Source organism: Streptomyces sp. NPDC058239 (assembly GCF_042882185.1).
GTDB lineage: Bacteria > Actinomycetota > Actinomycetes > Streptomycetales > Streptomycetaceae > Streptomyces.
On record NZ_JBHVWS010000026.1, the window covers coordinates 85,256 to 109,517 of the forward strand.

Annotated in this window: 23 protein-coding genes; 18 read left to right on the forward strand and 5 right to left on the reverse strand. The window is 70.8% G+C overall.

Annotated elements, in window-relative coordinates; genetic code table 11:
* Positions 1 to 111: 111 nt before the first annotated feature.
* The gene (locus ACFVYE_RS25935; protein WP_114244438.1) at positions 112 to 933 is read right to left on the reverse strand and encodes a DUF3097 domain-containing protein; all 822 of its coding nucleotides are present in this window, start codon (positions 931 to 933) and stop codon (positions 112 to 114) included.
* A 25-nt stretch (positions 934 to 958) separates the two neighbouring features.
* The gene (locus ACFVYE_RS25940; protein ID WP_389607474.1) at positions 959 to 1,681 is read right to left on the reverse strand and encodes an MBL fold metallo-hydrolase; all 723 of its coding nucleotides are present in this window, start codon (positions 1,679 to 1,681) and stop codon (positions 959 to 961) included.
* 197 nt (positions 1,682 to 1,878) lie between these two features.
* Between ACFVYE_RS25940 and hrcA the strand changes: the two genes are divergently transcribed.
* From hrcA to ACFVYE_RS25985, 9 genes are all read left to right on the forward strand, one after another.
* Positions 1,879 to 2,895 (forward strand): heat-inducible transcriptional repressor HrcA, encoded by a 1,017-nt coding sequence (hrcA, locus tag ACFVYE_RS25945; RefSeq protein WP_383967669.1) that lies wholly within the window; start codon positions 1,879 to 1,881, stop codon positions 2,893 to 2,895.
* Positions 2,896 to 4,032, forward strand: coding sequence for a molecular chaperone DnaJ (dnaJ, locus tag ACFVYE_RS25950; RefSeq protein ID WP_383967666.1), 1,137 nt, complete (start codon positions 2,896 to 2,898; stop codon positions 4,030 to 4,032). It begins immediately after the preceding gene.
* Positions 4,033 to 4,156: 124 nt separating this feature from the next.
* Positions 4,157 to 5,233 carry a nitronate monooxygenase gene (locus ACFVYE_RS25955; RefSeq protein ID WP_383967663.1) on the forward strand — a complete coding sequence of 359 codons (1,077 nt, stop codon included), beginning with the start codon at positions 4,157 to 4,159 and terminating at the stop codon, positions 5,231 to 5,233.
* A complete protein-coding gene (locus ACFVYE_RS25960) occupies positions 5,230 to 5,976 on the forward strand; it encodes a 16S rRNA (uracil(1498)-N(3))-methyltransferase (protein WP_383967659.1) in 747 nt (248 codons plus the stop codon). The genes ACFVYE_RS25955 and ACFVYE_RS25960 overlap by 4 nt, the downstream gene beginning before the upstream one ends.
* Before the next feature lie 83 nt (positions 5,977 to 6,059).
* Positions 6,060 to 6,593 carry a hypothetical protein gene (locus tag ACFVYE_RS25965; RefSeq protein WP_389607475.1) on the forward strand — a complete coding sequence of 178 codons (534 nt, stop codon included), beginning with the start codon at positions 6,060 to 6,062 and terminating at the stop codon, positions 6,591 to 6,593.
* Between the two features lie 80 nt (positions 6,594 to 6,673).
* On the forward strand, positions 6,674 to 9,910 hold the full coding sequence (locus ACFVYE_RS25970) for a S41 family peptidase (protein ID WP_389607476.1): 3,237 nt from the start codon (positions 6,674 to 6,676) through the stop codon (positions 9,908 to 9,910).
* 108 nt (positions 9,911 to 10,018) lie between these two features.
* Complete coding sequence (locus tag ACFVYE_RS25975) at positions 10,019 to 10,378, forward strand: histidine triad nucleotide-binding protein (RefSeq protein WP_383967651.1); 360 nt, start codon at positions 10,019 to 10,021, stop codon at positions 10,376 to 10,378.
* Positions 10,379 to 10,396: 18 nt separating this feature from the next.
* Complete coding sequence (locus tag ACFVYE_RS25980; RefSeq protein WP_383967648.1) at positions 10,397 to 11,305, forward strand: ribonuclease Z; 909 nt, start codon at positions 10,397 to 10,399, stop codon at positions 11,303 to 11,305.
* Between the two features lie 38 nt (positions 11,306 to 11,343).
* On the forward strand, positions 11,344 to 12,336 hold the full coding sequence (locus ACFVYE_RS25985; protein WP_383967645.1) for an adenosine deaminase: 993 nt from the start codon (positions 11,344 to 11,346) through the stop codon (positions 12,334 to 12,336).
* Here the strand turns inward: ACFVYE_RS25985 and ACFVYE_RS25990 are convergent.
* Complete coding sequence (locus ACFVYE_RS25990; protein ID WP_383967642.1) at positions 12,300 to 13,658, reverse strand: MFS transporter; 1,359 nt, start codon at positions 13,656 to 13,658, stop codon at positions 12,300 to 12,302. The two genes, ACFVYE_RS25985 and ACFVYE_RS25990, sit on opposite strands and share 37 nt — an antisense overlap.
* Before the next feature lie 337 nt (positions 13,659 to 13,995).
* Between ACFVYE_RS25990 and ACFVYE_RS25995 the strand changes: the two genes are divergently transcribed.
* The 9 genes from ACFVYE_RS25995 to era all read left to right on the forward strand — a co-directional run bounded on the left by ACFVYE_RS25995 (position 13,996) and on the right by era (position 22,520).
* Positions 13,996 to 15,120: a carbohydrate kinase family protein gene (locus tag ACFVYE_RS25995; protein WP_383967639.1), complete on the forward strand. Its 1,125-nt coding sequence runs from the start codon at positions 13,996 to 13,998 to the stop codon at positions 15,118 to 15,120.
* Between the two features lie 139 nt (positions 15,121 to 15,259).
* Positions 15,260 to 16,288, forward strand: a complete 1,029-nt coding sequence (locus ACFVYE_RS26000) for a PhoH family protein (protein WP_383967637.1) — start codon at positions 15,260 to 15,262, stop codon at positions 16,286 to 16,288.
* Between the two features lie 12 nt (positions 16,289 to 16,300).
* Complete coding sequence (gene ybeY / locus ACFVYE_RS26005) at positions 16,301 to 16,798, forward strand: rRNA maturation RNase YbeY (protein WP_030921061.1); 498 nt, start codon at positions 16,301 to 16,303, stop codon at positions 16,796 to 16,798.
* Positions 16,795 to 18,087, forward strand: coding sequence for a hemolysin family protein (locus ACFVYE_RS26010; protein WP_383967634.1), 1,293 nt, complete (start codon positions 16,795 to 16,797; stop codon positions 18,085 to 18,087). Before ybeY ends, ACFVYE_RS26010 begins: the two co-directional genes overlap by 4 nt.
* Entirely contained in the window at positions 18,084 to 18,437 is a 354-nt protein-coding gene (locus ACFVYE_RS26015) for an MmcQ/YjbR family DNA-binding protein (protein WP_383967632.1), read from the forward strand. The genes ACFVYE_RS26010 and ACFVYE_RS26015 overlap by 4 nt, the downstream gene beginning before the upstream one ends.
* 57 nt (positions 18,438 to 18,494) lie before the next feature.
* Complete coding sequence (locus tag ACFVYE_RS26020) at positions 18,495 to 18,848, forward strand: cytidine deaminase (protein WP_351198198.1); 354 nt, start codon at positions 18,495 to 18,497, stop codon at positions 18,846 to 18,848.
* A gap of 216 nt (positions 18,849 to 19,064) precedes the next feature.
* Positions 19,065 to 20,447 (forward strand): beta-xylosidase, encoded by a 1,383-nt coding sequence (locus ACFVYE_RS26025; protein ID WP_389607477.1) that lies wholly within the window; start codon positions 19,065 to 19,067, stop codon positions 20,445 to 20,447.
* A 92-nt stretch (positions 20,448 to 20,539) separates the two neighbouring features.
* Positions 20,540 to 21,484 carry a WxL protein peptidoglycan domain-containing protein gene (locus ACFVYE_RS26030; protein ID WP_389607478.1) on the forward strand — a complete coding sequence of 315 codons (945 nt, stop codon included), beginning with the start codon at positions 20,540 to 20,542 and terminating at the stop codon, positions 21,482 to 21,484.
* A 70-nt stretch (positions 21,485 to 21,554) separates the two neighbouring features.
* Positions 21,555 to 22,520 (forward strand): GTPase Era, encoded by a 966-nt coding sequence (gene era, locus ACFVYE_RS26035; RefSeq protein ID WP_383971228.1) that lies wholly within the window; start codon positions 21,555 to 21,557, stop codon positions 22,518 to 22,520.
* 163 nt (positions 22,521 to 22,683) lie between these two features.
* Here the strand turns inward: era and ACFVYE_RS26040 are convergent, their stop codons facing one another.
* Together ACFVYE_RS26040 and ACFVYE_RS26045 are read right to left on the reverse strand one after the other, a co-directional pair.
* A complete protein-coding gene (locus ACFVYE_RS26040) occupies positions 22,684 to 22,950 on the reverse strand; it encodes a protealysin inhibitor emfourin (protein WP_383070294.1) in 267 nt (88 codons plus the stop codon).
* Between the two features lie 36 nt (positions 22,951 to 22,986).
* On the reverse strand, positions 22,987 to 24,063 hold the full coding sequence (locus ACFVYE_RS26045) for a M4 family metallopeptidase (protein WP_383971232.1): 1,077 nt from the start codon (positions 24,061 to 24,063) through the stop codon (positions 22,987 to 22,989).
* Positions 24,064 to 24,262: the final 199 nt, after the last annotated feature.

Sequence of the window (24,262 nt, forward strand, 5' to 3'; positions counted from 1 at the left end):
TTCCCCTGCCCGCTCCTTCCCGTAACCGGGGCTCCGCCCCGGATCCCCCGCTTCCCCCGCTCCCCGGACGCCGGAGGGGCGCCGGAGAGGCTTGGGGGCCGGCGAAGGGGGCTATTGAGGCGGCGCCGTCACGAAGTCGATCAGGTGCTCCACGGAGCCCAGCAGGGCCGGTTCCAGATCCCGGTACGAGCGCACCGTGGACAGGATTCGCTGCCAGGCCGCGCCCGTGTTCTCCGGCCAGCCCAGAGCGCGGCACACGCCCGTCTTCCAGTCCTGGCCGCGCGGCACCACCGGCCAGGCGGCGATGCCCACGGACGACGGTTTCACCGCCTCCCACACGTCGATGTAGGGGTGGCCGACCACCAGCACGTTCGCGTCCGAGACCTGGGAGGCGATCCGGGACTCCTTGGAGCCCGGGACCAGGTGGTCGACCAGAACGCCCAGCCTGGCGTCCGGGCCGGGGGAGAACTCGCGCACGATGGCCGGGAGGTCGTCGATGCCCTCGAGGTATTCGACGACCACGCCCTCGATCCGCAGGTCGTCGCCCCAGACCCGCTCGACCAGCTCCGCGTCGTGGCGCCCCTCCACATAGATCCGGCCCGCCCGCGCGACCCGGGCGCGCGCCCCGGGGACTGCGACCGAACCCGATGCCGTACGCGTGGGGCGTACGGGACCGGCCGCCGACGGGCGCACGAGCGTGACCACCCGGCCCTCCAGCAGGAAGCCGCGCGGCTCCATCGGGAACACCCGGTGCTTGCCGAAGCGGTCCTCCAGGGTCACCGTCGGACCCTGGGCCGTCTTCTCGCAGCGGATCACCGCACCGCAGAATCCCGTGGAGACCTCCTCCACGACCAGATCGGGATCGGCGGGGACCTCGGGAACGGGGGCGGACTTCTTCCACGGCGGGGTCAGGTCCGGCTGGTAGCTGCGCATCGGATGACGATAAGACGACAACACGTCACGACACGCCGAAGAGGACGGCCAGTTGGTCACGCTGGTCCCTGACGAACGCCGCGTCCACCACCGCTCCGTGCCCCGGAACGTACACCGCGTCCTCGCCGCCCAGCGCCAGCAGCCGGTCCAGCGCGGCCGGCCAGCGGCCCGGGACGGCGTCCCGTCCCGCCTGCGGTTCGCCGGACTCCTCGACCAGGTCGCCGCAGAGCACCACCGCGGGGGAGCCGGGGACGAGCACCGCCAGATCGTGGCTGCTGTGGGCGGGGCCCACATTCGCCAGCAGCACCTGACGGCCGCCGCCCAGATCGAGCGTCCACTCGCCGCGTACTTCATGGTGCGGCGCCACCAGCGCATCGACGGCCTCGGACGCATCGTTTTCGGACACTCCGTGGCGCACCGCGGAGGCGTGCAGATCGTCCGCCCCGAGCTTCATCAGCCCGGCCATGCCGGCCGCTCCGTACACCTGGGTGCCGGAGAACGCGGCAGTGCCCAGTACATGGTCGAAATGGGGGTGGCTGAGTGCGATATGCGTCACCTTCCGGCCGAGCAGGGCCTGTGCCTGGGCCCGGATTTCCTCACCTTCGCGGAGTGTTGATCCGGTGTCGTAGAGCAGCACTCCATCCGCTCCGACCACCAGTGCGACTGTCGCATCCCATCCGGTCAGGCGCCGTCGGCCCACACCGTGACCCAGTCGCTCCCAGCCGAACTCTTCCCAAGAGGCGTCCATACCGCGACGCTATCGGCAACGACCTGCGCGGTCTCGCGGTAGCGTGACCGGTCGCCCTTGCTAGGCCCCCACTCGGCCGCCGTACACTGGCCGGGGGATTGCTGGCACTCGTGAGGACAGAGTGCCAGGGGGATTCCTGGGAATGAAGCAGGAACGGCCCGAGAACCACCGAGGAAACACAGCTGGAGGTGTGCGCGATGCTCAGCGAACGCAGACTCGAAGTGCTGCGCGCCATCGTCCAGGACTATGTCGGCACCGAGGAGCCCGTGGGCTCCAAGGCGCTCACGGAGCGGCACAAGCTGGGGGTCTCCCCGGCCACCGTCCGCAACGACATGGCGGTGCTGGAGGACGAGGGCTTCATCGCCCAGCCCCACACCAGTGCGGGACGCATCCCGACGGACAAGGGCTACCGGCTCTTCGTCGACAAGCTTGCGGGCGTCAAGCCCCTCTCGTCGCCGGAACGTCGTGCCATTCACAATTTCCTCGACGGCGCGGTCGACCTCGACGATGTCGTGGGCCGCACCGTACGGCTGCTCGCGCAGCTGACCCGGCAGGTCGCCATCGTGCAGTACCCCTCGCTGACCCGGTCGACGGTTCGGCATGTGGAGTTGCTGTCACTGGCAGCCGCCCGGCTGATGCTCGTGCTGATCACGGACACCGGCCGGGTCGAGCAGCGCATGATCGACTGCCCCGCTCCGTTCGGTGAGACCTCTCTCGCCGATCTGCGGGCCCGGCTCAACAGCCGGGTCGTCGGACGCCGTTTCGCGGATGTCCCGCAGCTGGTGCAGGATCTGCCGGATTCCTTCGAGAGCGAGGACCGGGGAACCGTGTCCACCGTGCTCTCCACCCTGCTCGAAACCCTCGTCGAGGAGACGGAGGAGCGGCTGATGATCGGCGGCACCTCCAACCTCACCCGCTTCGGGCACGACTTCCCTGTGATGATCCGGCCGGTGCTGGAGGCATTGGAGGAGCAGGTCGTGCTGCTGAAGCTGCTCGGCGAGGCCAAGGACTCGGGCATGACCGTACGGATCGGGCACGAGAACGCCCACGAGGGGCTCAACTCCACGTCCGTCGTCGCGGTCGGCTACGGTTCGGGCGACGAGGCAGTCGCCAAACTCGGCGTGGTCGGACCGACCCGCATGGACTACCCCGGAACGATGGGAGCGGTACGCGCAGTGGCACGTTACGTCGGACAGATCCTGGCGGAGTCGTAAGTGGCCACGGACTACTACGCCGTACTCGGCGTGCGCCGCGACGCATCTCAGGACGAGATCAAGAAGGCATTCCGTCGGCTCGCTCGTGAGCTGCATCCGGATGTGAACCCCGATCCGAAGACCCAGGAGCGGTTCAAGGAGATCAACGCCGCCTACGAGGTGCTGTCGGACCCGCAGAAGAAGCAGGTCTACGACCTCGGCGGCGATCCGCTGTCCGCCTCCGGCGGCGGTGGCGCGGGTGGATTCGGACAGGGTGGCTTCGGCAACTTCTCCGACATCATGGACGCGTTCTTCGGTACGTCGTCGCAGCGCGGACCCCGTTCGCGCACCCGGCGCGGCCAGGACGCGATGATCCGGCTGGAGATCGATCTCGCCGAGGCCGCGTTCGGCACCACCAAGGACATCCAGGTCGATACGGCCGTCGTCTGTACGACCTGCAACGGCGAGGGCGCCGCACCCGGCACCTCCGCCCAGACCTGTGACATGTGCCGCGGCCGTGGCGAGGTCTCGCAGGTCACCCGGTCCTTCCTGGGCCAGGTCATGACCTCGCGGCCCTGCCCGCAGTGCCAGGGCTTCGGTACGGTCGTGCCGACCCCGTGCCCGGAGTGCGCCGGTGACGGCCGCATCCGGTCGAGGCGCACGCTCACCGTGAAGATCCCCGCAGGTGTCGACAACGGCACCCGCATCCAGCTCGCGGGCGAGGGCGAGGTCGGCCCCGGCGGCGGCCCGGCCGGGGATCTGTACGTGGAGATCCATGAGCTGCCGCACTCGGTGTTCCAGCGCCGTGGCGACGATCTGCACTGCACGGTCACCATCCCCATGACGGCGGGCGCGCTCGGCACCAAGGTGCCGCTGGAGACGCTCGACGGCCTGGAGGAGGTCGACATCCGGCCCGGCACCCAGTCCGGCCAGTCGGTCCCGCTGCACGGCCGCGGGATCACGCATCTGCGGGGCGGCGGGCGTGGCGATCTGATCGTGCACGTCGAGGTCTTGACCCCGGCGAAGCTGGACCCGGAGCAGGAGCGACTGCTGCGGGACCTGGCGAAGATGCGCGGCGAGGAGCGGCCGACCGGCCAGTTCCAGCCCGGGCAGCAGGGGCTGTTCTCCCGGCTGAAGGATGCCTTCAACGGGCGCTGACGGCCCCCGCACACCGTTCCCTGCCGCCGGACGGGCTCGCCTGCCGAGCCCGTCCGGCGTTTGAGGACAAAATGGACCGCAGGCCGCGCACGCCGAGGCACGGATGACATGACACGATGCGGTCATGTCATCCGTGTTGACCGATCTCTGCCGGTATCCGGTCGTGCAGGCCCCGATGGCGGGTGGTGCGTCCTGTCCGCAGCTCGTCGCGGCCGTCGCCGAAGCGGGCGGGCTGGGCTTCCTCGCCGCCGGGTACAAGACGGCGGACGGCATGTACAACGAGATCAAACAGCTGCGCGGGCTGACCGCTCAGCCCTTCGGCGTCAATCTCTTCATGCCGCAGCCGGGTCTCGCCGACCCGAGCGCCGTCGAGGTGTACCGGCACCAGCTGGCCGGTGAGGCCGCCTGGTACGAGACCCCGCTCGGCGACCCGGACGCCAGCGGCGGCGACGACGGCTACGAGGCCAAGCTGGCCATCCTCCTGGAGGACCCGGTCCCGGCAGTCTCGTTCACCTTCGGCTGCCCGACACGCGACACCCTCGACGCGTTCGCCGGCGTCGGCACGTACACCGTCGTGACGGTCACCACGCCCGAGGAGGCCCAGGCCGCCCAGTGGGCGGGGGCCGACGCGGTCTGTGTCCAGGGCATGGAGGCGGGCGGCCACCAGTCCACCCACCGAGACGACCCGCAGGCCGACGGCACCGGGATCGGACTGCTCTCCCTGGTGTCCCAGGTCCGCGAGACCGTACAGGTGCCGATCATCGCCGCGGGCGGGCTGATGCGCGGGTCCCAGATCGCCGCGGTGCTCGCCGCGGGCGCGGAGGCGGCGCAGCTCGGCACGGCGTTCCTCGTCTGCCCCGAGTCCGGGGCGAATCTGCTGCACAAGCAGGCACTGACCAACCCGCTGTTCGTACGGACCGCCCTGACCCGGGCGTTCTCCGGCCGCCCGGCCCGCGGCCTGGTCAACCGCTTCATGCGCGAGCACGGCCCGTACGCCCCCGCCGCCTACCCACAGGTCCACTATCTGACGGCCGGCCTGCGCACGGCGGCGGCAAAGGCCGGGGACGCCCAGGGCATGGCACTGTGGGCGGGGCAGGGGCACCGGATGGCACGCGAGCTGCCCGCCGGCCGGCTGATCGGACTGCTCGCCGAAGAACTGGACGCCGCGCGGGCGGCAGTGAGCGCAGGGAGTACGCAGTGACCGCACCGGTCTTCGTCGTCGAACAGGTCCCCGATGGGCCGGAGTTCGTCCTGGAAGGACCCGAGGGTCGACATGCCGTATCGGTGAAGCGGCTGCACGCCGGTGAGGACGTCGTGCTGACGGACGGCCACGGCCGTTGGACGGAAGGCGTCGTCAGAGCCGCCGAGGGCAAGGACCGGCTCGTGGTCGCCGGCCTGGCGACGGTTCATGAGGAGCCTTGGCCCGAACCCCGTATCACCGTGGTCCAGGCCCTGCCCAAGGGGGACCGCGGCGAGGTCGCCGTCGAGACGATGACGGAGACCGGTGTCGACGCGATCGTGCCCTGGCAGGCGTCGCGCTGCATCACGCAGTGGAAGGGCGACCGCGGCCTCAAGTCCCTCGCGAAATGGCGCAACACCGCCCGGGAAGCGGGCAAGCAGTCGCGCCGGGTGCGATTCCCCGAGGTGGCGGACGCACTGACGACCAAACAGGTTGCCGCACTTCTGGTCGCGGCGGACTTCGCCGCCGTCCTGCACGAGGACCGGGGCCACGACAGTGAGCCGCTGGCCACCGTCCAGCTCCCCACCCAGGGCGAGATCGTGCTGGTCGTCGGTCCCGAGGGCGGTGTGTCGCCGGACGAACTGGCGGACTTCGCCGCGGCGGGCGCCCGTACCTGCCGGCTCGGAACGTCCGTTCTGCGCACCTCGACGGCGGGCACGGCGGCGACGGCACTGCTGCTGGGGCGCACCGGCCGCTGGTCGTAAGCCCCCGCCGGTGCGCCGGAGCCGCCCCGTTCTGGCCGCAAGCCGTCTACCGCGTCGTGGGGGAACGGTGGGAAGCTGCTCGTATGGGGACATCAAGGGCATGGGGTCAGGGAAGAACCCGTCGTTTTCTGGCCGCGTCCGCACTCGCGGGCGCGGCGGTCGCAGGTGTCGTGGCCTGTGAGCCGACGGGCAGCCTGAACTCCACATCCATCGCTGTGACCACCGACCTGACCGGCACCAGCGCCCTGGAGCGCAACGGGGTCGATGTGCGGTGGCTGAACTGCACGGCCGACGTCGACGGGGACCGGCTCCAGGGTGCGTCGCCCTCCGCCTCCGCGAGTCGGATCGCGGACGTCGACTGCACCGGAAAGACCGGGAGCGGCAAGGACATCACGATCACCGGCAAGGTGACCCAGGCTCTCGACGAGCGGTGTGTGCGGGGCGACCTGACCGCCAGGACCGGCGGGAAGGCCGTCTTCCGAGCAGATGTGCTCGGCAACTGCAACGCCGCCCCGTCGGCCGTCGGGGCGAATCCGCCCCGGGGCGGCGGCAGTGGCGGCGCCCGGCCGACGGTCACCGTGACGGTCACGGTGACCGAACCGCCCCCGGGCAAGTGAGTGTGACCGGCACCGGGCCACCCGGCGGACTCCGGCCAACCCAGTTCCGCGGAGCACGCCAGCGGCCTAGGGTGATCCGTGTGACACAGCCTGCCTACCTCCGATACCCCCATGTCCAGGGCGATTTGATCGCCTTCACCGCCGAGGACGATGTCTGGCTGGCGCCGCTGGACGGCGGCCGTGCCTGGCGCGTCAGCGCCGACAACCGACCTGTCACCAACCCGCGGATATCTCCCGACGGAGCCCGCGTCGCCTGGACGTCCACCCGGGACGGGGCGCCCGAAGTGCACGTCGCACCGGTCGACGGCGGACCCTCCAAGCGGCTCACCTACTGGGGCGACGCACGCACCTCCGTACGCGGCTGGACGCCCGAGGGCGACGTACTGGTCATCAGCACCCAGGGGCAGGCGTCGCTGCGGCGCAGCTGGGCCAGGGCCGTCCCGGTCGACGGCGGGCCCGCGCGGACCCTGCCTCACGGGCCGGTCGGCTCCCTCGCCTACGGGCCCGGCGGACGGGTCCTGCTGCTCTCGGCCACCATGGGGCGCGAGGCCGCCGCCTGGAAGCGCTACCGGGGCGGCACCGCGGGCAAGTTGTGGATCGCGGCAGAGGCTGCGACCGAGGGCCCGGCGGAGTTCGTACGGCTGCACGAGGACCTCGACGGGAACATCGAATCCCCTATGTGGGTGGGCGACCGCGTCGCCTTCCTCTCCGACCACGAAGGTGTGGGCGCGCTCTACTCCTCGCTCCCCGACGGCTCGGATCTGCGCCGGCACACCGGCATCGAGGGGTTCTACGCCCGCCACGCGACCACCGACGGAACCCGCGTCGGCTACGCCTCGGCCGGTGAACTCTGGCTGCTGGACGACCTCGAAGGCTCCGAGCCCCGTCGTGTCGACATCCGGCTCGGCGGCCAGCGCGCCGACCTCCAGCCCCACTCGGTGCACGCCGGCAGCCACCTCGACTCCGCGTCCCCGGACCGTACGGGCCGCGGCAGTGCCGTCGGGACGCGCGGCGCCGTCCACTGGGTCACCCACCGCGAGGGCCCGGCCCGGGCGCTCGCCGTCGAACCGGGCGTACGGGCCAGGATGCCCCGCACCTTCCAGGCCGACGGCGACCAGCACGTCGTCTGGGTCACCGATGCCGAGGGCGACGACGCCCTGGAGTGCGCACCCGCCACCGGCACCGCGCCGGGCGCCGTACCGCGCCGCCTCGCCGCGGGCCGTATCGGCAGGGTCCTCGACCTGGAGGCGGCCCCGGACGGCAGCCGGTTCGCCGTCGCCGCGCACGACGGGCGGGTACTGATCGTCGAGCGGGAGAGCGGCGAGGTCCACGAGGTGGACCGAAGCGAGCACGGCGACGCCTCGGGCCTGGTCTTCTCGCCCGACTCCTCCTGGCTCGCCTGGTCGCACCCCGGGCCCGATCCGCTCAGGCAGCTCAAGCTCGCCCACCTTGCCGATCTGTCGGTAGCCGAGGCCACCCCGCTGCGTTTCCGGGACTTCGCCCCCGCGTTCACCACCGACGGCAAGCACCTCGCGTTCCTCTCCGAGCGGTCCTTCGACCCGGTCTACGACGCCCATGTCTTCGATCTGGCGTTCATCGGCGCCTGCCGTCCGCATCTGCTGACGCTCGCCGCCACCACGCCCTCCCCGTTCGGGCCGCAGCGCCACGGCCGTCCGGCCGAGAAGGAGAAGAGCGGCGGCGAGGGCGAGGACAACCCGACCGCGCTGCCCGTCACCCGGATCGACCTCGACGGACTCGCCGACCGGATCGTGCCGCTGCCCGTCGAGGCCGCCAGTTACTCCACGCTGCGCGCCGCGAAGGACGGGCTGCTGTGGCTGAGCCACCCGGTGACCGGGGTGCTCGGCACGAGCGGCGCCACGCCCGACGCCCGCCGGCCCGAGACCGTCCTCGAACGGTACGACCTGGAGAAGCTGCGCTGCGAGGAACTCGCCTCGGACGTCCACGGCTTCGCGGTCAGCGGCGACGGCAAGCGGATCGTTCTGCACACCCGGGGCAAGCTGCGCGCCGTACCGTCCGACAGCCGTGTCCCGGCCGGCGACGACGACCACGACGGCGGCAGCGACAGCAGTGTCACCGTCGACCTCTCCCGGATTCGCCGGACCCTCGACCCGGCCGCCGAGTGGCGTCAGATGTACGACGAGGCCGGGCGCATCATGCGGGACAACTTCTGGCGTCCCGACATGGGCGGCATCGACTGGGACGGAGTCCTGGACCGCTACCGCCCGGTGCTGGAGCGTGTCGCCACCCATGACGACCTGATCGACCTGCTGTGGGAGGTGCAGGGCGAGCTCGGCACCTCGCACGCCTATGTGACGCCGCCCGGCGGATGGCGCGACGACTCGGCCCGGCAGGGGCTGCTCGGTGCGGACATCTCCCGTACGGACGAGAGCAGTTGGCGCATCGACCGGATCCTGCCGTCGGAGACCTCCGACCCGGCGGCCCGCTCGCCGCTCGCCGCACCCGGGGTGGCGGTGCGCGTCGGGGACGCGATCCTCGCCGTCGACGGGCACCCGGTCGACCCGGTGGCCGGGCCCGGACCGCTGCTCACCGGCTCGGCCGGCAAACCGGTCGAGCTGACCGTCTCACCGGTGGACGGCGGTGACCCGCGCCATGTCGTCGTCGTACCGGTCGCCGACGAGGAGGCGCTGCGCTACCACGCGTGGGTCGCCGACCGGCGGGCCTATGTCCACGAGCACTCCGGCGGACGCCTCGGCTACCTCCATGTCCCCGACATGGTCGGCTCGGGCTGGGCGCAGCTCCACCGCGACCTGCGGATCGAAGTGGCCCGCGAGGGGCTGGTGGTGGACGTCCGGGAGAACCGGGGCGGCCACACCTCGCAGCTGATCGTGGAGAAACTCGCCCGGCGCATCGTCGGCTGGGACATGCCGCGCGGGATGCAGCCGTACAGCTACCCGGAGGACGCACCGCGCGGCCCCGTGGTGGCCGTCGCCAACGAGTTCTCCGGCTCGGACGGCGACATCGTGAACGCCGCGATCAAGGCTCTGCGCATCGGGCCGGTGGTCGGCACGCGTACCTGGGGCGGGGTGGTCGGCATCGACAGCCGGTACAAGCTCGTGGACGGGACGTCGGTCACCCAGCCCAAGTACGCGTTCTGGTTCGAGGGTTATGGCTGGGGTGTGGAGAACCACGGGGTCGATCCCGATGTCGAGGTCGTGATGGCGCCGCAGGACCATGCCGCGGGGCGGGATCCGCAGCTGGACGAGGCGATCCGGATCGCGCTCGCGTCGCTGGCCCAGACGCCGGCGAAGCGGGCACCGGAGCGGCCGGGGGCGTAGGGGGCGGGTGCGCCTGCGGCGGGCTGCCCCCCAGCCGGGAACGAGCCCGCCGCAGGCGTCCCGATACCATGCCGTACAACGATCACCACCGACCGAGGAGCCGACCCCATGGCGGGAGAACCGCAGCCCGACTGCCTGTTCTGCAAGATCGTCTCGGGTGACATCCCGGCAACCATCGTCCGGGAGACCGAAACCACCGTCGCCTTCCGGGACATCAACCCGCAGGCCCCCACCCACGTACTCATCATCCCCCGCGTCCACCTCCCGGACGCCGCCGCCCTCGCCGCCGCCGAGCCGGGCATCGCCGCCGACATACTGCGCGAGGCCGGACACGTCGCCGCCGACGAGAAGATCGTGGACAGCGGCTACCGGGTCGTCTTCAACACCGGCTCCGGCGCCGGCCAGACCGTCTTCCACGCGCACGCCCACGTCCTGGGCGGCCGCGGACTGCAGTGGCCCCCCGGCTAGAACGGTCGATCGCACACCGTGTCCGTACGCGAACTCGTGGTCCTCGGCACCGCCAGCCAGGTCCCGACCAGGCACCGCAATCACAACGGCTATCTGCTCCGCTGGGACGGCGAGGGCATCCTCTTCGACCCGGGTGAGGGCACTCAGCGCCAGATGCTGCGGGCCGGCGTCGCCGCGCACGACATCAACCGGATCTGCGTCACGCACTTCCACGGTGACCACTCGCTCGGCCTGGCCGGGGTGATCCAGCGGATCAACCTCGACCAGGTCCCGCATCCGGTCACCGCGCACTACCCGGCGAGCGGACAGCACTTCTTCGAGCGGCTGCGGTACGCGACCGCCTACCGCGAGTCCGTCGAGCTGACCGAGGCCCCGGTCGCCGCCGACGGGGTGCTCGCCGCCACGGACGCGTACACGCTCAGCAGCCACCGGCTCTCGCACCCCGTCGAGTCGTACGGCTACCGGCTCGTCGAGCCCGACGGGCGCCGCATGCTGCCCGCGAAACTCGCCGAGCACGGCATCAAGGGGCCGGACGTCGGGCGGATCCAGCGGGAGGGCTCCCTCGGCGGCGTGACGCTCGACGACGTCTCCGAGCGCAGGCGCGGGCAGCGGTTCGCGTTCATCATGGACACAAGGCTCTGCGACGGCGTGCACGTGCTCGCCGAGGGATGCGACCTGCTGGTCATCGAGTCGACCTTCCTCGACGAGGACGAACGACTCGCCACCGACCACGGCCATCTGACCGCCGGCCAGGCGGCCCGGGTGGCTCGGGACACGGGCGTACGGCACCTCGTGCTGACGCACTTCTCGCAGCGGTACGACGACCCGGCCGTCTTCGAGGCCCAGGCCCGCGCCGCAGGGTTCGAGGGCGAACTGACCGTCGCCCGGGACCTCGGCCGGGTTCCCGTGCCCACCCGACATCTCTGAAAAACATCAGCACCACCATTTGTGAGCGTGAAAAACCCGTGCACCTCCCCAAAGCCGAACTCCACCTCCACATCGAAGGAACCCTCGAACCCGAGCTGGCCTTCGCGCTCGCCGAACGCAACGGCGTGCAGTTGCCGTACGCGAACACCGAAGAGCTCCGCACCGCCTATCTCTTCGACGATCTGCAGACCTTCCTCGATCTGTACTACGCCCTGATGGCGGTGCTCCGGACCGAGGAGGACTTCGAGGAGCTCGCCGACGCGTATCTCACCCGCGCCGCCGCCCAGGGCGTCCGGCACGCGGAGATCTTCTTCGACCCGCAGGCACACACCGCGCGCGGCGTCCCGATCGGCACCGTCGTCGACGGGCTCGGCCGGGCGCTGGACCGCAGCGAGGAGAAGCACGGCATCTCCACCCAGCTGATCATGTGCTTCCTGCGCGACCAGTCCGCCGAGTCGGCGCTGGAGACCCTGGAGGCCGCGAAGCCGTATCTGCACCGGATCAGCGCGGTCGGCCTCGACTCTGCGGAGGTCGGGCACCCGCCCGTCAAGTTCCGTGAGGTGTACGAGGCGGCCGGGGCGCTCGGGCTGCGCAAGGTCGCCCACGCCGGCGAGGAGGGCCCGCCCGAGTACATCCGGGAAGCCCTGGACGTCCTCGGGGTCGAGCGCATCGACCACGGGCTGCGCTGCATGGAGGACGCGGACCTGGTGAAGCGGCTGGCCGCCGACCGGGTGCCGCTCACCCTCTGCCCGCTGTCCAACGTGCGGCTGCGCGCCATCGACACGCTGGAGGAGCACCCGCTGCGGGCCATGATGGCCGCCGGACTGCTCTGCACGGTGAACTCCGACGACCCCGCCTATTTCGGCGGATACGTCGGGGACACCTTCCATGCCGTCCACGAGGCGCTCGGCCTGGACCACGAGCAGTTGCGTACGCTGGCACGCAACTCCTTCGAGGCGGCCTTCCTCGACCACGACGAGGAGCGCAGGACGCGCTATCTGGCCGAGGTCGAGGCGTACGAGTTCGACTGACCGTCCGCACCCGACGGGCCGGCCGTCCGGAACGCGTTCCTGACCGGGCGCCTGCGACGCAGCGCGGGCAGGCTGATCTCCGTGACGGCCTGCTCGGGCGCGCCCAGCTTGGGCACGGCACCGGGCACCGCTCCGGTGGTGACGGCGAGCAGCGCGGCCGGTGCGCCGCCCCTGCGGCGTACCGATCCCGGCACCAGCGGACGGCCACCGGTGTGCAGGGCGACAGCCGTGACCGGGGCCGCGACCAGGAGCGTGACGGCGCCCAGGACCAGGCCCATGACCGGGTAGCCGGCCTGCTCGGACAGCACGCTGCCGAGGACCGGTCCGCAGGCCACTCCGACGGATGAGGCGGAGCCCGCGAGCACCGCCCAGCGGCCTCGTACGTCCAGGGAAGCGGCCAGGCCGATCAGATACGACAGGACCACCGGATAGACGGTGTTCCACAGGACCTCGCCGGTCGCGAACGAACCGAGATTCCCGGCCGACGAGCTGAGCACGATGCTCACCGCGATGATCACGGTGCCCAGGCCGATCGGCACCGCGCGGCCGAGCCTGGCGCCCAGCACCCCGGCGCCCATCACCCCGAGCAGACCCGCACCGAGCGCGGCGGCGAACACCGCACCGACGGTGACCTCGGAGAGCCCGACCTGGACCACCCCGATCCGGCCGCTGACGCCCCACAGCGCGTTCTGCGCCATGGACCAGACGAGCATTCCGCCCGCCAGCACCAGACCGGAACGGCGGTGCGGCAGCCGGCCGGCGACGGGGGCGGCGGGACCGCCGGGCGCGGCACCGCCGAGCCGCGCGGTGGCGGGCCAGACGAGCAGGGCGGCCAGGGCGATCGAGGCGAACGGCAGCCGGTGGCCGCCACCGAGGTGCGGGATCGTCAGATAGAGGGCGCCCGCCGTCGCGGAGACGCTGAGCAGACCGAGCGACGAGGTCCGGTGCGGATCGCGCTGGGCGGCGATGCCCGCCGCGGCCACCGCGGTCGCCGTACCGGAGCCGAAGCCGCCGATCATCGCGCCCATGACCACGAGCGGCACGGAGCCCGCCAGCGCTGCGCAGCCGTACCCCACCATGGCCAGCACCAGTCCGGTGCGGGCCGCCCTTCGCGGTCCGTATGTCTCGACCCGGCCCGCCAGGGTGAACCCGGCGGTGGCTGAGCTCAGCAGCAGGGCGCTGCCCACCAGACCGGCCTGGGCCGTACTGAGGCCCAGATAGACGGAGAGCCGCCCGACGATGGTGGGGAGCAGATAGGCGGCGAGGTAACCGGCGGTGAACACGGCGACCAGGGGCCACGCGGCGCGAGGGCGCGAGGACATGGGCGTTCCTGAAGACATGCCGAAGGAGGCAGAGAAGGCAGGGGAGGGCAATGCGGGAAATACGGGGAGACGGGGCACGCGGCGGCGACTGTTGCCGACGGGGCTCGCGGGCCAATTTGTATCAACTGCTTCAGGCTGACCGAAAGGCGCCCCTGTGTGATCTGGGCCACATATGTGTTTACCCTCCGACCGTCCGGGTAGCAGCTGTCGTTTATGCAGGTCAGCGTCCGTATGTGCGGGGTCGTCGCCGAGCCTCCGGAAGCGGCGGCGCGGACTCTCCGGTTGCGGGGGTGAATCGGGCACACTGGCCAGATCTGCCACGACCGGGGAGTGCAAGGTGAGCACAGACATTCCAGGCATCGACCCACTGGACGGGCTGCGCGCCCCGCAGGACCCGGACTGCGACGTCTTCCTCACCGGCGCGGTCTTCCTCGACATCATCTTCACCGGTCTGGACAGCGCCCCGGTGCGCGGCACCGAGTCCTGGGCACGCGGCATGGGTTCCAGCCCCGGCGGGGTCGCCAACATGGCCACCGCGCTGGCCCGGCTGGGACTGCACACCTCGCTGGCCGCGGCATTCGGCGACGACCACTACGGGGAGTACTGCTGGGACGCCCTGGAGCAGGGCGAGGGCGTCGATCTGTCGATGTCGCACACCGTCCCCGGCTGGCACTCGCCGGTGACCGTCTCGATGGCGTACGAGGGCGAGCGGACGATGGTCTCGCACGGCCATGAGGCCCCGGGCCCCGCGGGCACCCCCGGCGTCGCGCTCCCCGCCGAGGAGCCCGCGTTCCCGAGCTGCCCGCCGCGTGCCCGGGCCGCCATCGCCTCGCTCGTCCCCGGCCGCAGCGAGCCCTGGGTCGCCAAGGCGGCCAGGAACGGCGCCCGGATCTTCGCCGACGTCGGCTGGGACGAGACCGGCCGCTGGGACCTCGGCGCCCTCGTCGACCTGGAGCACTGCCAGGCCTTCCTGCCCAACGCCGAGGAGGCGATGCGCTACACCCGCACCGACTGCCCGCGCGCCGCCGCCCACGCCCTGGCCGAGCGGGTGCCGCTCGCCGTGGTCACCCTGGGCGCGGAGGGCGCGTACGCGGTGGATTCGGCGACCGGGGCGAGCGCCGAGGTACCCGCGATCGAGGTCGAGGCGCTGGACCCGACCGGGGCGGGCGATGTCTTCGTCGCCGGATTCGTCACCGGCACCCTGGCGGACTGGCCGCTGGCCGACCGGCTGGCCTTCGCCGGACTCACCGCGGCGCTCTCGGTGCAGGAGTTCGGCGGATCGCTGTCGGCGCCGGACTGGGAGGAGATCGCTGCCTGGTGGCAGCAGGTCCGCACCTTCGCCGACCAGGACCCGGCGGCGCTCCAGCGATATGCGTTCCTGGAGGAACTGCTGCCCGCCGCCGCCCGGCCGTGGCCGCTGCGCCGGGCCGTCCCGACGATCGGCTTCCGCCGCCCGGCGTAACCCCGGGCACATGTGTTCGCAGCCTGTGCGAAAAAGCCCTCGGTGTTGTCGGTGCGGAGTCGTACGCTTGGTAATCCAGAGGTTGTCGATCGGCGAGAACCTTGCAACGGGAGGTATGTGCAGGCCACAGAGCCGGCCCATGACTCAGACACCCACAGCCCAGACCCCCGCGCCGGGGCAGGCACGAGCCCAGTTCACCGTTCCGGCCAAGCATCCGATGGTGACCGTTCTGGGCTCAGGTGACGCCCTGCTGCGCGTGATCGAGACGGCCTTCCCGGCGGCCGACATCCATGTCCGGGGAAATGAGGTCAGCGCCGCCGGAGACGCGACGGAAGTCGCCCTGATCCAGCGCCTGTTCGACGAGATGATGCTGGTGCTCCGCACCGGTCAGCCGATGACGGAGGACGCAGTGGAACGCTCGATCGCCATGCTCAGGGCGAGTGAGAGCGGCGAGGGGGACGGCCCGGAGACACCGGCCGAGGTGCTCACACAGAACATCCTCTCCAGCCGCGGTCGCACGATCCGCCCCAAGACGCTCAACCAGAAGCGGTACGTCGACGCCATCGACAAGCACACGGTCGTCTTCGGTATCGGCCCCGCGGGCACCGGCAAGACCTATCTCGCCATGGCGAAGGCGGTCCAGGCCCTGCAGTCCAAGCAGGTCAACCGGATCATCCTGACCCGTCCCGCCGTCGAGGCGGGCGAGCGGCTCGGCTTCCTGCCGGGCACGCTCTACGAGAAGATCGACCCATATCTGCGCCCGCTCTACGACGCGCTCCACGACATGCTCGACCCCGACTCGATCCCGCGGCTGATGGCGGCGGGCACGATCGAGGTGGCGCCGCTGGCGTACATGCGGGGCCGCACGCTCAATGACGCGTTCATCATTCTCGACGAGGCGCAGAACACCAGCGCCGAGCAGATGAAGATGTTCCTGACCCGTCTCGGCTTCGACTCGAAGATCGTCGTCACCGGTGACGTCACCCAGGTCGACCTGCCGAACGGCACGAAGAGCGGCCTGCGCCAGGTCCAGGACATCCTCGAAGGTGTCCAGGATGTGCACTTCTCCCGGCTCACCTCCCAGGATGTCGTCCGGCACAAGCTGGTCGGCCGTATCGTCGACGCGTACGAGAAGTACGACAACCGAGACAGCCACAACGGGAAGTAGTCGCAGCGCACCATGTCGATCGACGTCAACAACGAGTCCGGAACCGAGGTCGACGAGCAGGCGATCCTCGACATCGCCCGCTACGCGCTCGCGCGGATGCGGATTCACCCGCTCTCCGAACTCTCGGTGATCGTGGTGGACACCGACGCCATGGAGCAGCTCCACATCCAGTGGATGGACCTGCCGGGTCCGACGGATGTCATGTCCTTCCCGATGGACGAACTGCGTCCGCCGGCCAAGGACGACGAGGAGCCCCCGCAGGGGCTCCTCGGTGACATCGTGCTCTGCCCGGAGGTCGCCAAGAAGCAGGGCGAGGACGCGGAGACCCAGCACTCCATGGACGAGGAGCTCCAGCTCCTCACCGTCCACGGGGTGCTGCATCTTCTCGGGTACGACCACGAGGAGCCGGACGAGAAGGCCGAGATGTTCGGTCTCCAGGCGGCCATCGTCGACGGCTGGCGTGCCGAGCACGGTCTGACCGGCCCGTCGCCCGCGCCCACCGTGTCGTGAGCGTTCCCCTCGTCCTGGGTGCCGTCCTGCTGGTCGTCGTCGGCTGGCTGGCGGCCTGTGCGGAGGCGGGCATCGCCCGTACGTCCAGCTTCCGGGCCGCCGAGGCGGTCCGTTCCGGCCGGCGCGGCAGCCAGAAGCTGGAACAGGTCGCGGCGGATCCGACCCGCTATCTCAATGTCGCCCTGCTGGTGCGGGTCGCCTGCGAGATGTCGGCCGGTGTGCTCGTCACGTACGCCTGTCTGAAGGAGTTCCCGGAGACCTGGGAGGCACTGGCCGTCGCCATGGCCGTGATGGTTCTCGTCTCCTATGTCGCCATCGGTGTGTCGCCGCGCACCATCGGCCGCCAGCACCCGCTGAACACGGCCACTGCGGCGGCGTACGTCCTGCTGCCGCTGGCCAGGGTCATGGGCCCCGTCCCGCAGCTGCTGATCCTCATCGGCAACGCGCTCACGCCGGGCAAGGGGTTCCGCAAGGGACCGTTCGCCAGCGAGGCCGAACTGCGGGCGATGGTCGACCTCGCCGAGCAGGAGTCACTGATCGAGGACGAGGAGCGCCGCATGGTGCACTCGGTCTTCGAGCTCGGTGACACGCTCGTACGCGAGGTCATGGTGCCGCGGACCGACCTGGTCTGCATCGAGCGCTACAAGACGATCCGGCAGGCGCTGACCCTGGCGCTGCGTTCCGGTTTCTCGCGGATCCCCGTCACCGGGGAGAACGAGGACGACATCGTCGGCATCGTGTACCTCAAGGACCTGGTCCGCAAGACGCACATCAACCGCGAGTCGGAGGCCGATCCGGTCTCCACGGCGATGCGGCCGGCGGCGTTCGTGCCCGACACGAAGAACGCCGGCGATCTGCTGCGCGAGATGCAGCAGGACCGCAGCCATGTCGCCGTCGTGATCGACGAGTACGGCGGCACGGCGGGCATCGTCACCATCGAGGACATCCTCGAAGAGATCGTCGGCGAGATCACCGACGAGTACGACCGTGAACTCCCGCCCGTCCAGGAGCTGGAGAACGGCTGCTTCCGGGTGACCGCACGCCTCGACATCGGCGACCTCGGGGAGCTGTTCGGCCTCGACGAGTACGACGACGAGGATGTGGAGACGGTCGGCGGACTGCTGGCGAAGGCGCTGGGCCGGGTGCCGATCGCCGGGGCGTCGTCGGTCGTCGACCTGCCGGACGGCCGCCGGCTGCGGCTGACCGCGGAGTCCCCGGCGGGCCGCCGGAACAAGATCGTCACGGTGCTGGTGGAGCCCGTGGGGCCGGAGGGGGTGGACGCGGGGTGACTCCGCAGCAGTTGAGGGCGTTCTGCCTGGAGTTCAACGCGAGCGTCGAGGAGTTCCCGTTCGGGCCGGAGGCGTCCGTCTTCAAGGTGCTCGGCAAGATGTTCGCGCTCACCGCGCTGGATGCGCGTCCGCTGACGGTGAACCTCAAGTGCGATCCGGACGAGGCGGTGCGGCTGCGGGAGGAGTACGACGCGGTGGTGCCAGGCTGGCACATGAACAAGCGGCACTGGAACACGGTGACGGTGTCCGGGGTGCCGGACCGGGTGCTCCGAGAGCTGATCGAGGACTCCTACGACCTGGTGGTCGCGGGGCTGCCGAAGGCGGAACGGCTGCGGCTGGACCGGGCGTAGGTCCCGCGGGGGTGGGGCGGGGCGGGGAACAAGCCCCCCGGTTCGTATGCTCGGCACATGACTGAGAGCACCGACCTCGGCCCCGAGGACCGCAAGATCGTCACGCTGGCGCGCAGCGCCCGCGCCCGCAACGGTGTCCCGGAGGGCGCGGCCGTACGGGACGAGACCGGACGTACGTACGTCGCGGGCACCGTGCGGCTGGAGTCGCTGAAGCTCAGCGCGCTGCAGACCGCCGTGGCGATGGCCGTGGCCAGCGGCGCCACCTCGCTGGAGGCGGCCGCGGTCGTCTCCGAGGCGCAGACCCCGTCGGACGCGGACCGCGCCGCGGTACGGGACCTGGGTGGCCCGGACACACCGGTACTGCTCGCCGGACCCGACGGCACGCTGCGGGTCAGTGTGACGGCCGGCTGACGCCGACAGAATCCTCACACGGTGTACGAACGCCCCGCACCCCACCGGTGCGGGGCGTTCGCACACCGTGTGAGGAGAATGAGGATCTTGACAGCATCTGATGGTCCATCAGTCGGCGCATTTCGCTTCCATTGACTTCTTTTCGGCCGCAGTCGTCAATGGGCCCCCTGTCGGCGCAGAAGAGCCTCTGCGCCGCATCCGGCAGGAGGGGGTTCCATGCGTCCGACCGTTCGAAGAATCAGCCTGCGAAGATCCGATTTCCGAAAACGTCCCGCGCGCGGCCGCCGCTGGGCCGCCACGCTGGGTGTGGGCGCGCTCGTCGTCGCCGGAGGAGGGGGACTCGCAGGCCCCGCGCAGGCCATGGTGACAGCCTCCGTACCGGTGGACTTCCCCACCCACTGCATTCCGCCGGCCATCGCGGGCATCCCGCCGATCGACGGGCCCACGAAGGCCGAGATCACCGTCGACAACGCCGCCCCGGAGGTGGGCGACACGGTCACGGTCACGTACACCGTCGTCAAACCGGCCGCGGGCAACCCGGTCGATCTGGCGCTGCCCGCCGACATCATGACGCCGACCGGCAAGGTCACCGTCGGCGGTGCGCAGTCCGCGAGCGTCACCGTCGCGGGCCCGAAGAAGAACGACCCCGTACCCGGCAAGGGCGACTTCCCGTCGTTCTCGATGACCGGCACCTTCACGGTCACCGCACCCGGTCAGATCACGCTGTCGCCCGGCGACTACAACATCCACACCAGCTACATCATGGAGCTGGACACCCCCTGCACGGTGACGAACCCGCCCGCCCCCGTCTCCGAGACGATCATCGCGACGGACGGCGGCGGCCAGGTAAACGAGCGTGCCATCCAGCTCGGGACCGCATCCGGCAAGGCGGGCGACCCGGTCACCGTGACCGGGGCGAAGTTCACCGCGGGTGCGGACATCACGCTCGCGGGCCGGGCCGGTGACACCCAGACCGCCGACACGGCCACCGTGAAGGCGGACGGCTCCGGCGGCTTCAGCGGCCGGCTCACCGTCAACGATCCGGCGACCACCGGCATCGTCGCCTACGAGGGCGGCAGCTGGGACGCGGCCAAGGGCGCGGGCCCGCAGGCCTACACCGTCACCGGTGGCGGCGGCGAGATCCCGGACGGCAGCCAGCAGCTCAACTCGTCCGTCAAGGCGGGCACGCTGTCCATGGTCCAGGCCGGAGACACCGTCGAGATGTCGGCGGTCGACTTCGGGAGGGGCGGCGCCTCCCGCGGCTCCCTGCAGACGGTGACGGTCGAGGACTACCGCGGCGGCCCCGCAGGCTGGTCCCTGACCGGAAAGGTCACCGACTTCAAGGGTCCCGGCGGCGCGACGATCGGCGCATCCGCACTCGGCTGGACCCCGGTCTGCGCGACGAAGGCCGGCAGCCCCAGCACCTGCGCGGCCGGGTCCGACGGACCGGTCGGCAGCGCAGGCGCCACGCTGGCGTCCACGCCGAACGGGAACTTCACCGGCGGCGAGTTCACCGTCGACGCCCGGCTCGCGCTGAACGTACCGGCGTACACCGCCCCCGGCGCGTACTCCGGCGTGCTCACCCTCACCCTCACGTGACCGAGCAGCCCCGATCAACCGGTGGACCGGGCGCGCACCCGCCCGGACCGCTCCGAAGCCAGACCGACCGACCGACCCGGAGGCCTTGCACCGTGCGCAAGCTGTACGTACTCCTCGTGGCCGGCGCCCTCATGCTGATCGGAGCCCCTGCGGTCCACGCCGCGGACAACGGCAGTTGGTCGGTCTACCCGGCCGCCACACAGACCGGTCAGCGCCCGTACTTCTACCTCTCCGCCGACCCCGGCGCCACGCTCGACGACAAGGTCACCGTCACCAACAGGACGGACCGGCCGCAGACCTTCCGGCTGTACGCGGCCGACGCCTACAACACCGCACGCGACGGCGGATTCGCCGTCCGCGCCCAGAACGAGAGACAGCGCTCGGTCGGCGCCTGGGCGAGGACCGACCGCGAACGGGTCACGGTCCGCCCGCACGGCTCGGTCACCGTCCCGGTCACCATCACCGTCCCGAAGGACGCCGAGCCGGGCGATCACCCCGGCGCACTCGTCGCCCTCGACGAACGCATCGACCCCGCCGACGCGGGAGCCGTCGCCGTCGGCATCCAGAAGGCGGTCGGCGCCCGGATCTATCTGCGGATCAACGGACCGACCATGCCGGCGCTCTCCGTCGACGACATCGAGGTCGAGCACACCCAGCCACTGGTCCCGGGCACCGGCAGGAGCCGGGCCGTCATCTCGTACACGCTCCACAACCGGGGCAATGTCACCCTCAACCCCAAGGTCGCTCTCAAGGCCGAGGGCCTCTTCGGCCGCACCCTGCTCGCCCGGGATCTCAAGAAGATCCCGTCCGAACTGCTGCCCCGCCAGCAGGTCAGGCTGACCGAACAGTGGACCGACGCGCCCCAGCTGGAATGGGGCGAGATCGAACTGACCGCGAGCGCCCGCGGCACCCACGAGTCCGCCGCCGTCTCCTATTTCGCACTGCCCTGGCTGGTGGCCGGGGTCCTGCTGGTGATCGTCGGCGGGGGTACGGGGCTGTGGATCCGGGCCCGGCGGAGCCGTAGCCGCAGGGCCTGAGACGGGCGCGACAGGCCTCGCCGTGGCCCTTGGTACGGCGGGGCCGCCAGGATCGGGGACAATAGGCGCCATGAGCGTTCGACCTGACACAGAAGCCGCTGCACAGCAGGCTGCGAACAACGCCCCCCACCGGGCCGGCTTCGCCTGCTTCGTGGGCCGCCCCAACGCGGGCAAGTCCACCCTCACGAACGCTCTGGTCGGCCAGAAGGTGGCGATCACCTCCAACCGGCCCCAGACCACCCGGCACACCGTGCGCGGCATCGTGCACCGCGAGGACGCGCAGCTGATCCTCGTCGACACCCCCGGCCTCCACAAGCCGCGCACGCTGCTGGGCGAGCGTCTCAACGACGTCGTGCGGACCACCTGGGCCGAGGTCGACGTCATCGGCTTCTGCCTGCCCGCCGACCAGAAGCTCGGCCCCGGCGACAAGTACATCGTCAAGGAACTCGCGGGCATCAAGAAGACCCCGAAGATCGCCGTCATCACCAAGACCGACCTGGTCGACTCCAAGCAGCTCGCCGAACAGCTGCTCGCCGTCTCCCGCCTGGGTGAGGAGCTCGGCTTCGAGTGGGCCGAGATCATTCCGGTCTCCGCGGTCAAGGACACGCAGGTCAGCCTGCTGGCCGATCTGATCGCCCCCCTGCTCCCGGAGAGCCCGCCGCTCTACCCGGAGGGCGACCTCACCGACGAGCCCGAGATGGTCATGGTCGCGGAGCTGATCCGCGAGGCCGCGCTCGAAGGCGTACGGGACGAGCTGCCGCACTCCATCGCGGTCGTCGTCGAGGAGATGCTGCCGCGCGAGGATCGCCCGGCGGACAAGCCGCTGCTCGACATCCACGCCAACGTCTACATCGAGCGCCCCAGCCAGAAGGGCATCATCATCGGCCCGAAGGGCAAGCGGCTGAAGGACGTCGGAACGAAGTCGCGCAAGCACATCGAGGCACTGCTCGGCACGCCCGTCTTCCTGGACCTGCATGTGAAGGTCGCCAAGGACTGGCAGCGCGATCCGAAGCAGCTGCGGAAGCTGGGGTTCTGACCGCCGCCCGAGTCCGGCGGCCGGAGGCCGCCGCAGCTGCCCGAAGCCGCTGAGGCCCCCCGGGGCCGAGGGGTGCGAGGGCGGCCGTGTGGATGGGGCCCGAAGCAGCTGCGGAAGCTGGGGTTCTGACCGCCGCCCCGGTGGATTCAGCGGTACGCCCGTCTCACGCGCCCTCCTTCAGGACGCGTGAGATCAGTGCGCGCTGGGCTTCGGTCAGTCTCGGGTCCGCGCAGTGGACCGTCCGGTCGCCGACCGTGATCCGGTAGCGGAAGCCGTCCGGTACGCCCTGGGGCGGGGTGTGGTGGCCCGCGGCGAGCGCCGATTCGGCCAGGGCCTCCCACTCCGAGGCGTCGGCCCGTCCGGTGGTGTCGACCTCGCGGTGGCGTGCGATGCCGGCGAAGCCGCCGGTCCTGCTGACCTGAATCCGCATACGGTGTCCTCCATCGCCGGACGGGCCGGAACTGTTCTACGCGGTCGGGACGCCCACCTCCGACCATGCCTTCAGGACCGCCTCCGCCTCGTCGCCCTCCCCGAAGCGGCTGCGGGCCGCAGCCACCGTCAGCCGGGCGAAGGACGCGAAGTCCGCGTCCACGGCCAGTTGACCACCTGTGAGCACATCGAACCAGAGCTGCCCGGCCCGCTCCCACGCATTGCCGCCGAGTGCCGTCGCCAGCAGATAGAACGCGCGGTTCGGGATGCCCGAGTTGAGGTGCACTCCGCCGTTGTCCTCGCTGGTGTGGACGTAGTCCTCCATCGACGCGGGCTGCGGGTCCTTGCCGAGTACATCGTCGTCGTACGCGGTTCCCGGCGCCTTCATCGAGCGCAGGGCGTCGCCCTGGACCCGGGGCGCCAGCAGCCCGGCGCCGATCAGCCAGTCCGCCTGGTCGGCGCTCTGGCCCAGCGAGTACTGCTTGACCAGGGAGCCGAAGACGTCGGACACCGATTCGTTGAGTGCGCCGGACTGGCCGTAGTAGCTCAGATTGGCGGTGTACTGGGTCAGGCCGTGCGCCAGCTCATGGGCGATCACATCGATGGCGACGGTGAAGTCCAGGAAGATCTCCCCGTCCCCGTCGCCGAAGACCATCTGCTCGCCGTCGAAGAAGGCGTTGTTGTACTTCTCATCGTAGTGCACGGAGCCGATCAGTGGCAGCCCGTTGCCGTCGATCGAACGGCGGCCGTACGCCTTGAGCAGCAGTTCGAAAGTGGCGCCGAGTCCCGCGTACGCGCGGTTGACGCTTGCGTCCTTCGTCGGTTCCTGGCCCTCGGCGCGGACCTCGGTGCCGGGCAGCTGGGTGCGGTGACGGCAGTCGTACAGCGTCCGGTCGGGCTTGTCGGACGTCTCCCCCTCGCTCGCGGGGGCGACAGGCACGGTGACGACCGTTGCCATCTGGCGGCGGGTGCGGCGGGCGGCGTCGCTCTCCAGGGTGCGGCGGGCGGGGCCCGCGAGATCGGGGTTGTCGGACTGCGACAGCTTGTCGAGGACATGGGGCGGCACGATGGTGCAGAAGACGGGATGGAACCCGTGCTGAGACTGAGGCTGCATGGAGCCGACTGTGGCACCGGGTAACCGCGATGTCACTGGTTGCGACCAGGATTGACGAAATGGAGTGATCGGTCACTCTTGGGCGTTTCCGGCGTTCGGTCCCGCATACTGATACGGGACGGACGCATCAGGCGCCTCTCGGCTACTCTCGTCGCATCATGCGTTTCGGGCTGCTTCTTCTTAGCTGCCGCGGCGAGGG

Excerpts from the sequence above, each read along its gene's own strand:
- ACFVYE_RS26025 (WP_389607477.1), top strand. The coding sequence starts at position 19,065 with ATGCGTCCGACCGTTCGAAGAATCAGCCTGCGAAGATCCGATTTCCGA.
- era (WP_383971228.1), top strand. The coding sequence starts at position 21,555 with ATGAGCGTTCGACCTGACACAGAAGCCGCTGCACAGCAGGCTGCGAAC.
- ACFVYE_RS26020 (WP_351198198.1), top strand. The coding sequence starts at position 18,495 with ATGACTGAGAGCACCGACCTCGGCCCCGAGGACCGCAAGATCGTCACG.
- ACFVYE_RS25935 (WP_114244438.1), bottom strand. The coding sequence starts at position 933 with ATGCGCAGCTACCAGCCGGACCTGACCCCGCCGTGGAAGAAGTCCGCC.
- ACFVYE_RS25990 (WP_383967642.1), bottom strand. The coding sequence starts at position 13,658 with ATGTCCTCGCGCCCTCGCGCCGCGTGGCCCCTGGTCGCCGTGTTCACC.
- ACFVYE_RS25955 (WP_383967663.1), top strand. The coding sequence starts at position 4,157 with ATGTCATCCGTGTTGACCGATCTCTGCCGGTATCCGGTCGTGCAGGCC.
- ACFVYE_RS25975 (WP_383967651.1), top strand. The coding sequence starts at position 10,019 with ATGGCGGGAGAACCGCAGCCCGACTGCCTGTTCTGCAAGATCGTCTCG.
- ybeY (WP_030921061.1), top strand. The coding sequence starts at position 16,301 with ATGTCGATCGACGTCAACAACGAGTCCGGAACCGAGGTCGACGAGCAG.
- ACFVYE_RS26000 (WP_383967637.1), top strand. The coding sequence starts at position 15,260 with ATGACTCAGACACCCACAGCCCAGACCCCCGCGCCGGGGCAGGCACGA.
- ACFVYE_RS26045 (WP_383971232.1), bottom strand. The coding sequence starts at position 24,063 with ATGCAGCCTCAGTCTCAGCACGGGTTCCATCCCGTCTTCTGCACCATC.
- ACFVYE_RS26040 (WP_383070294.1), bottom strand. The coding sequence starts at position 22,950 with ATGCGGATTCAGGTCAGCAGGACCGGCGGCTTCGCCGGCATCGCACGC.
- ACFVYE_RS25965 (WP_389607475.1), top strand. The coding sequence starts at position 6,060 with ATGGGGACATCAAGGGCATGGGGTCAGGGAAGAACCCGTCGTTTTCTG.
- hrcA (WP_383967669.1), top strand. The coding sequence starts at position 1,879 with ATGCTCAGCGAACGCAGACTCGAAGTGCTGCGCGCCATCGTCCAGGAC.
- ACFVYE_RS25940 (WP_389607474.1), bottom strand. The coding sequence starts at position 1,681 with ATGGACGCCTCTTGGGAAGAGTTCGGCTGGGAGCGACTGGGTCACGGT.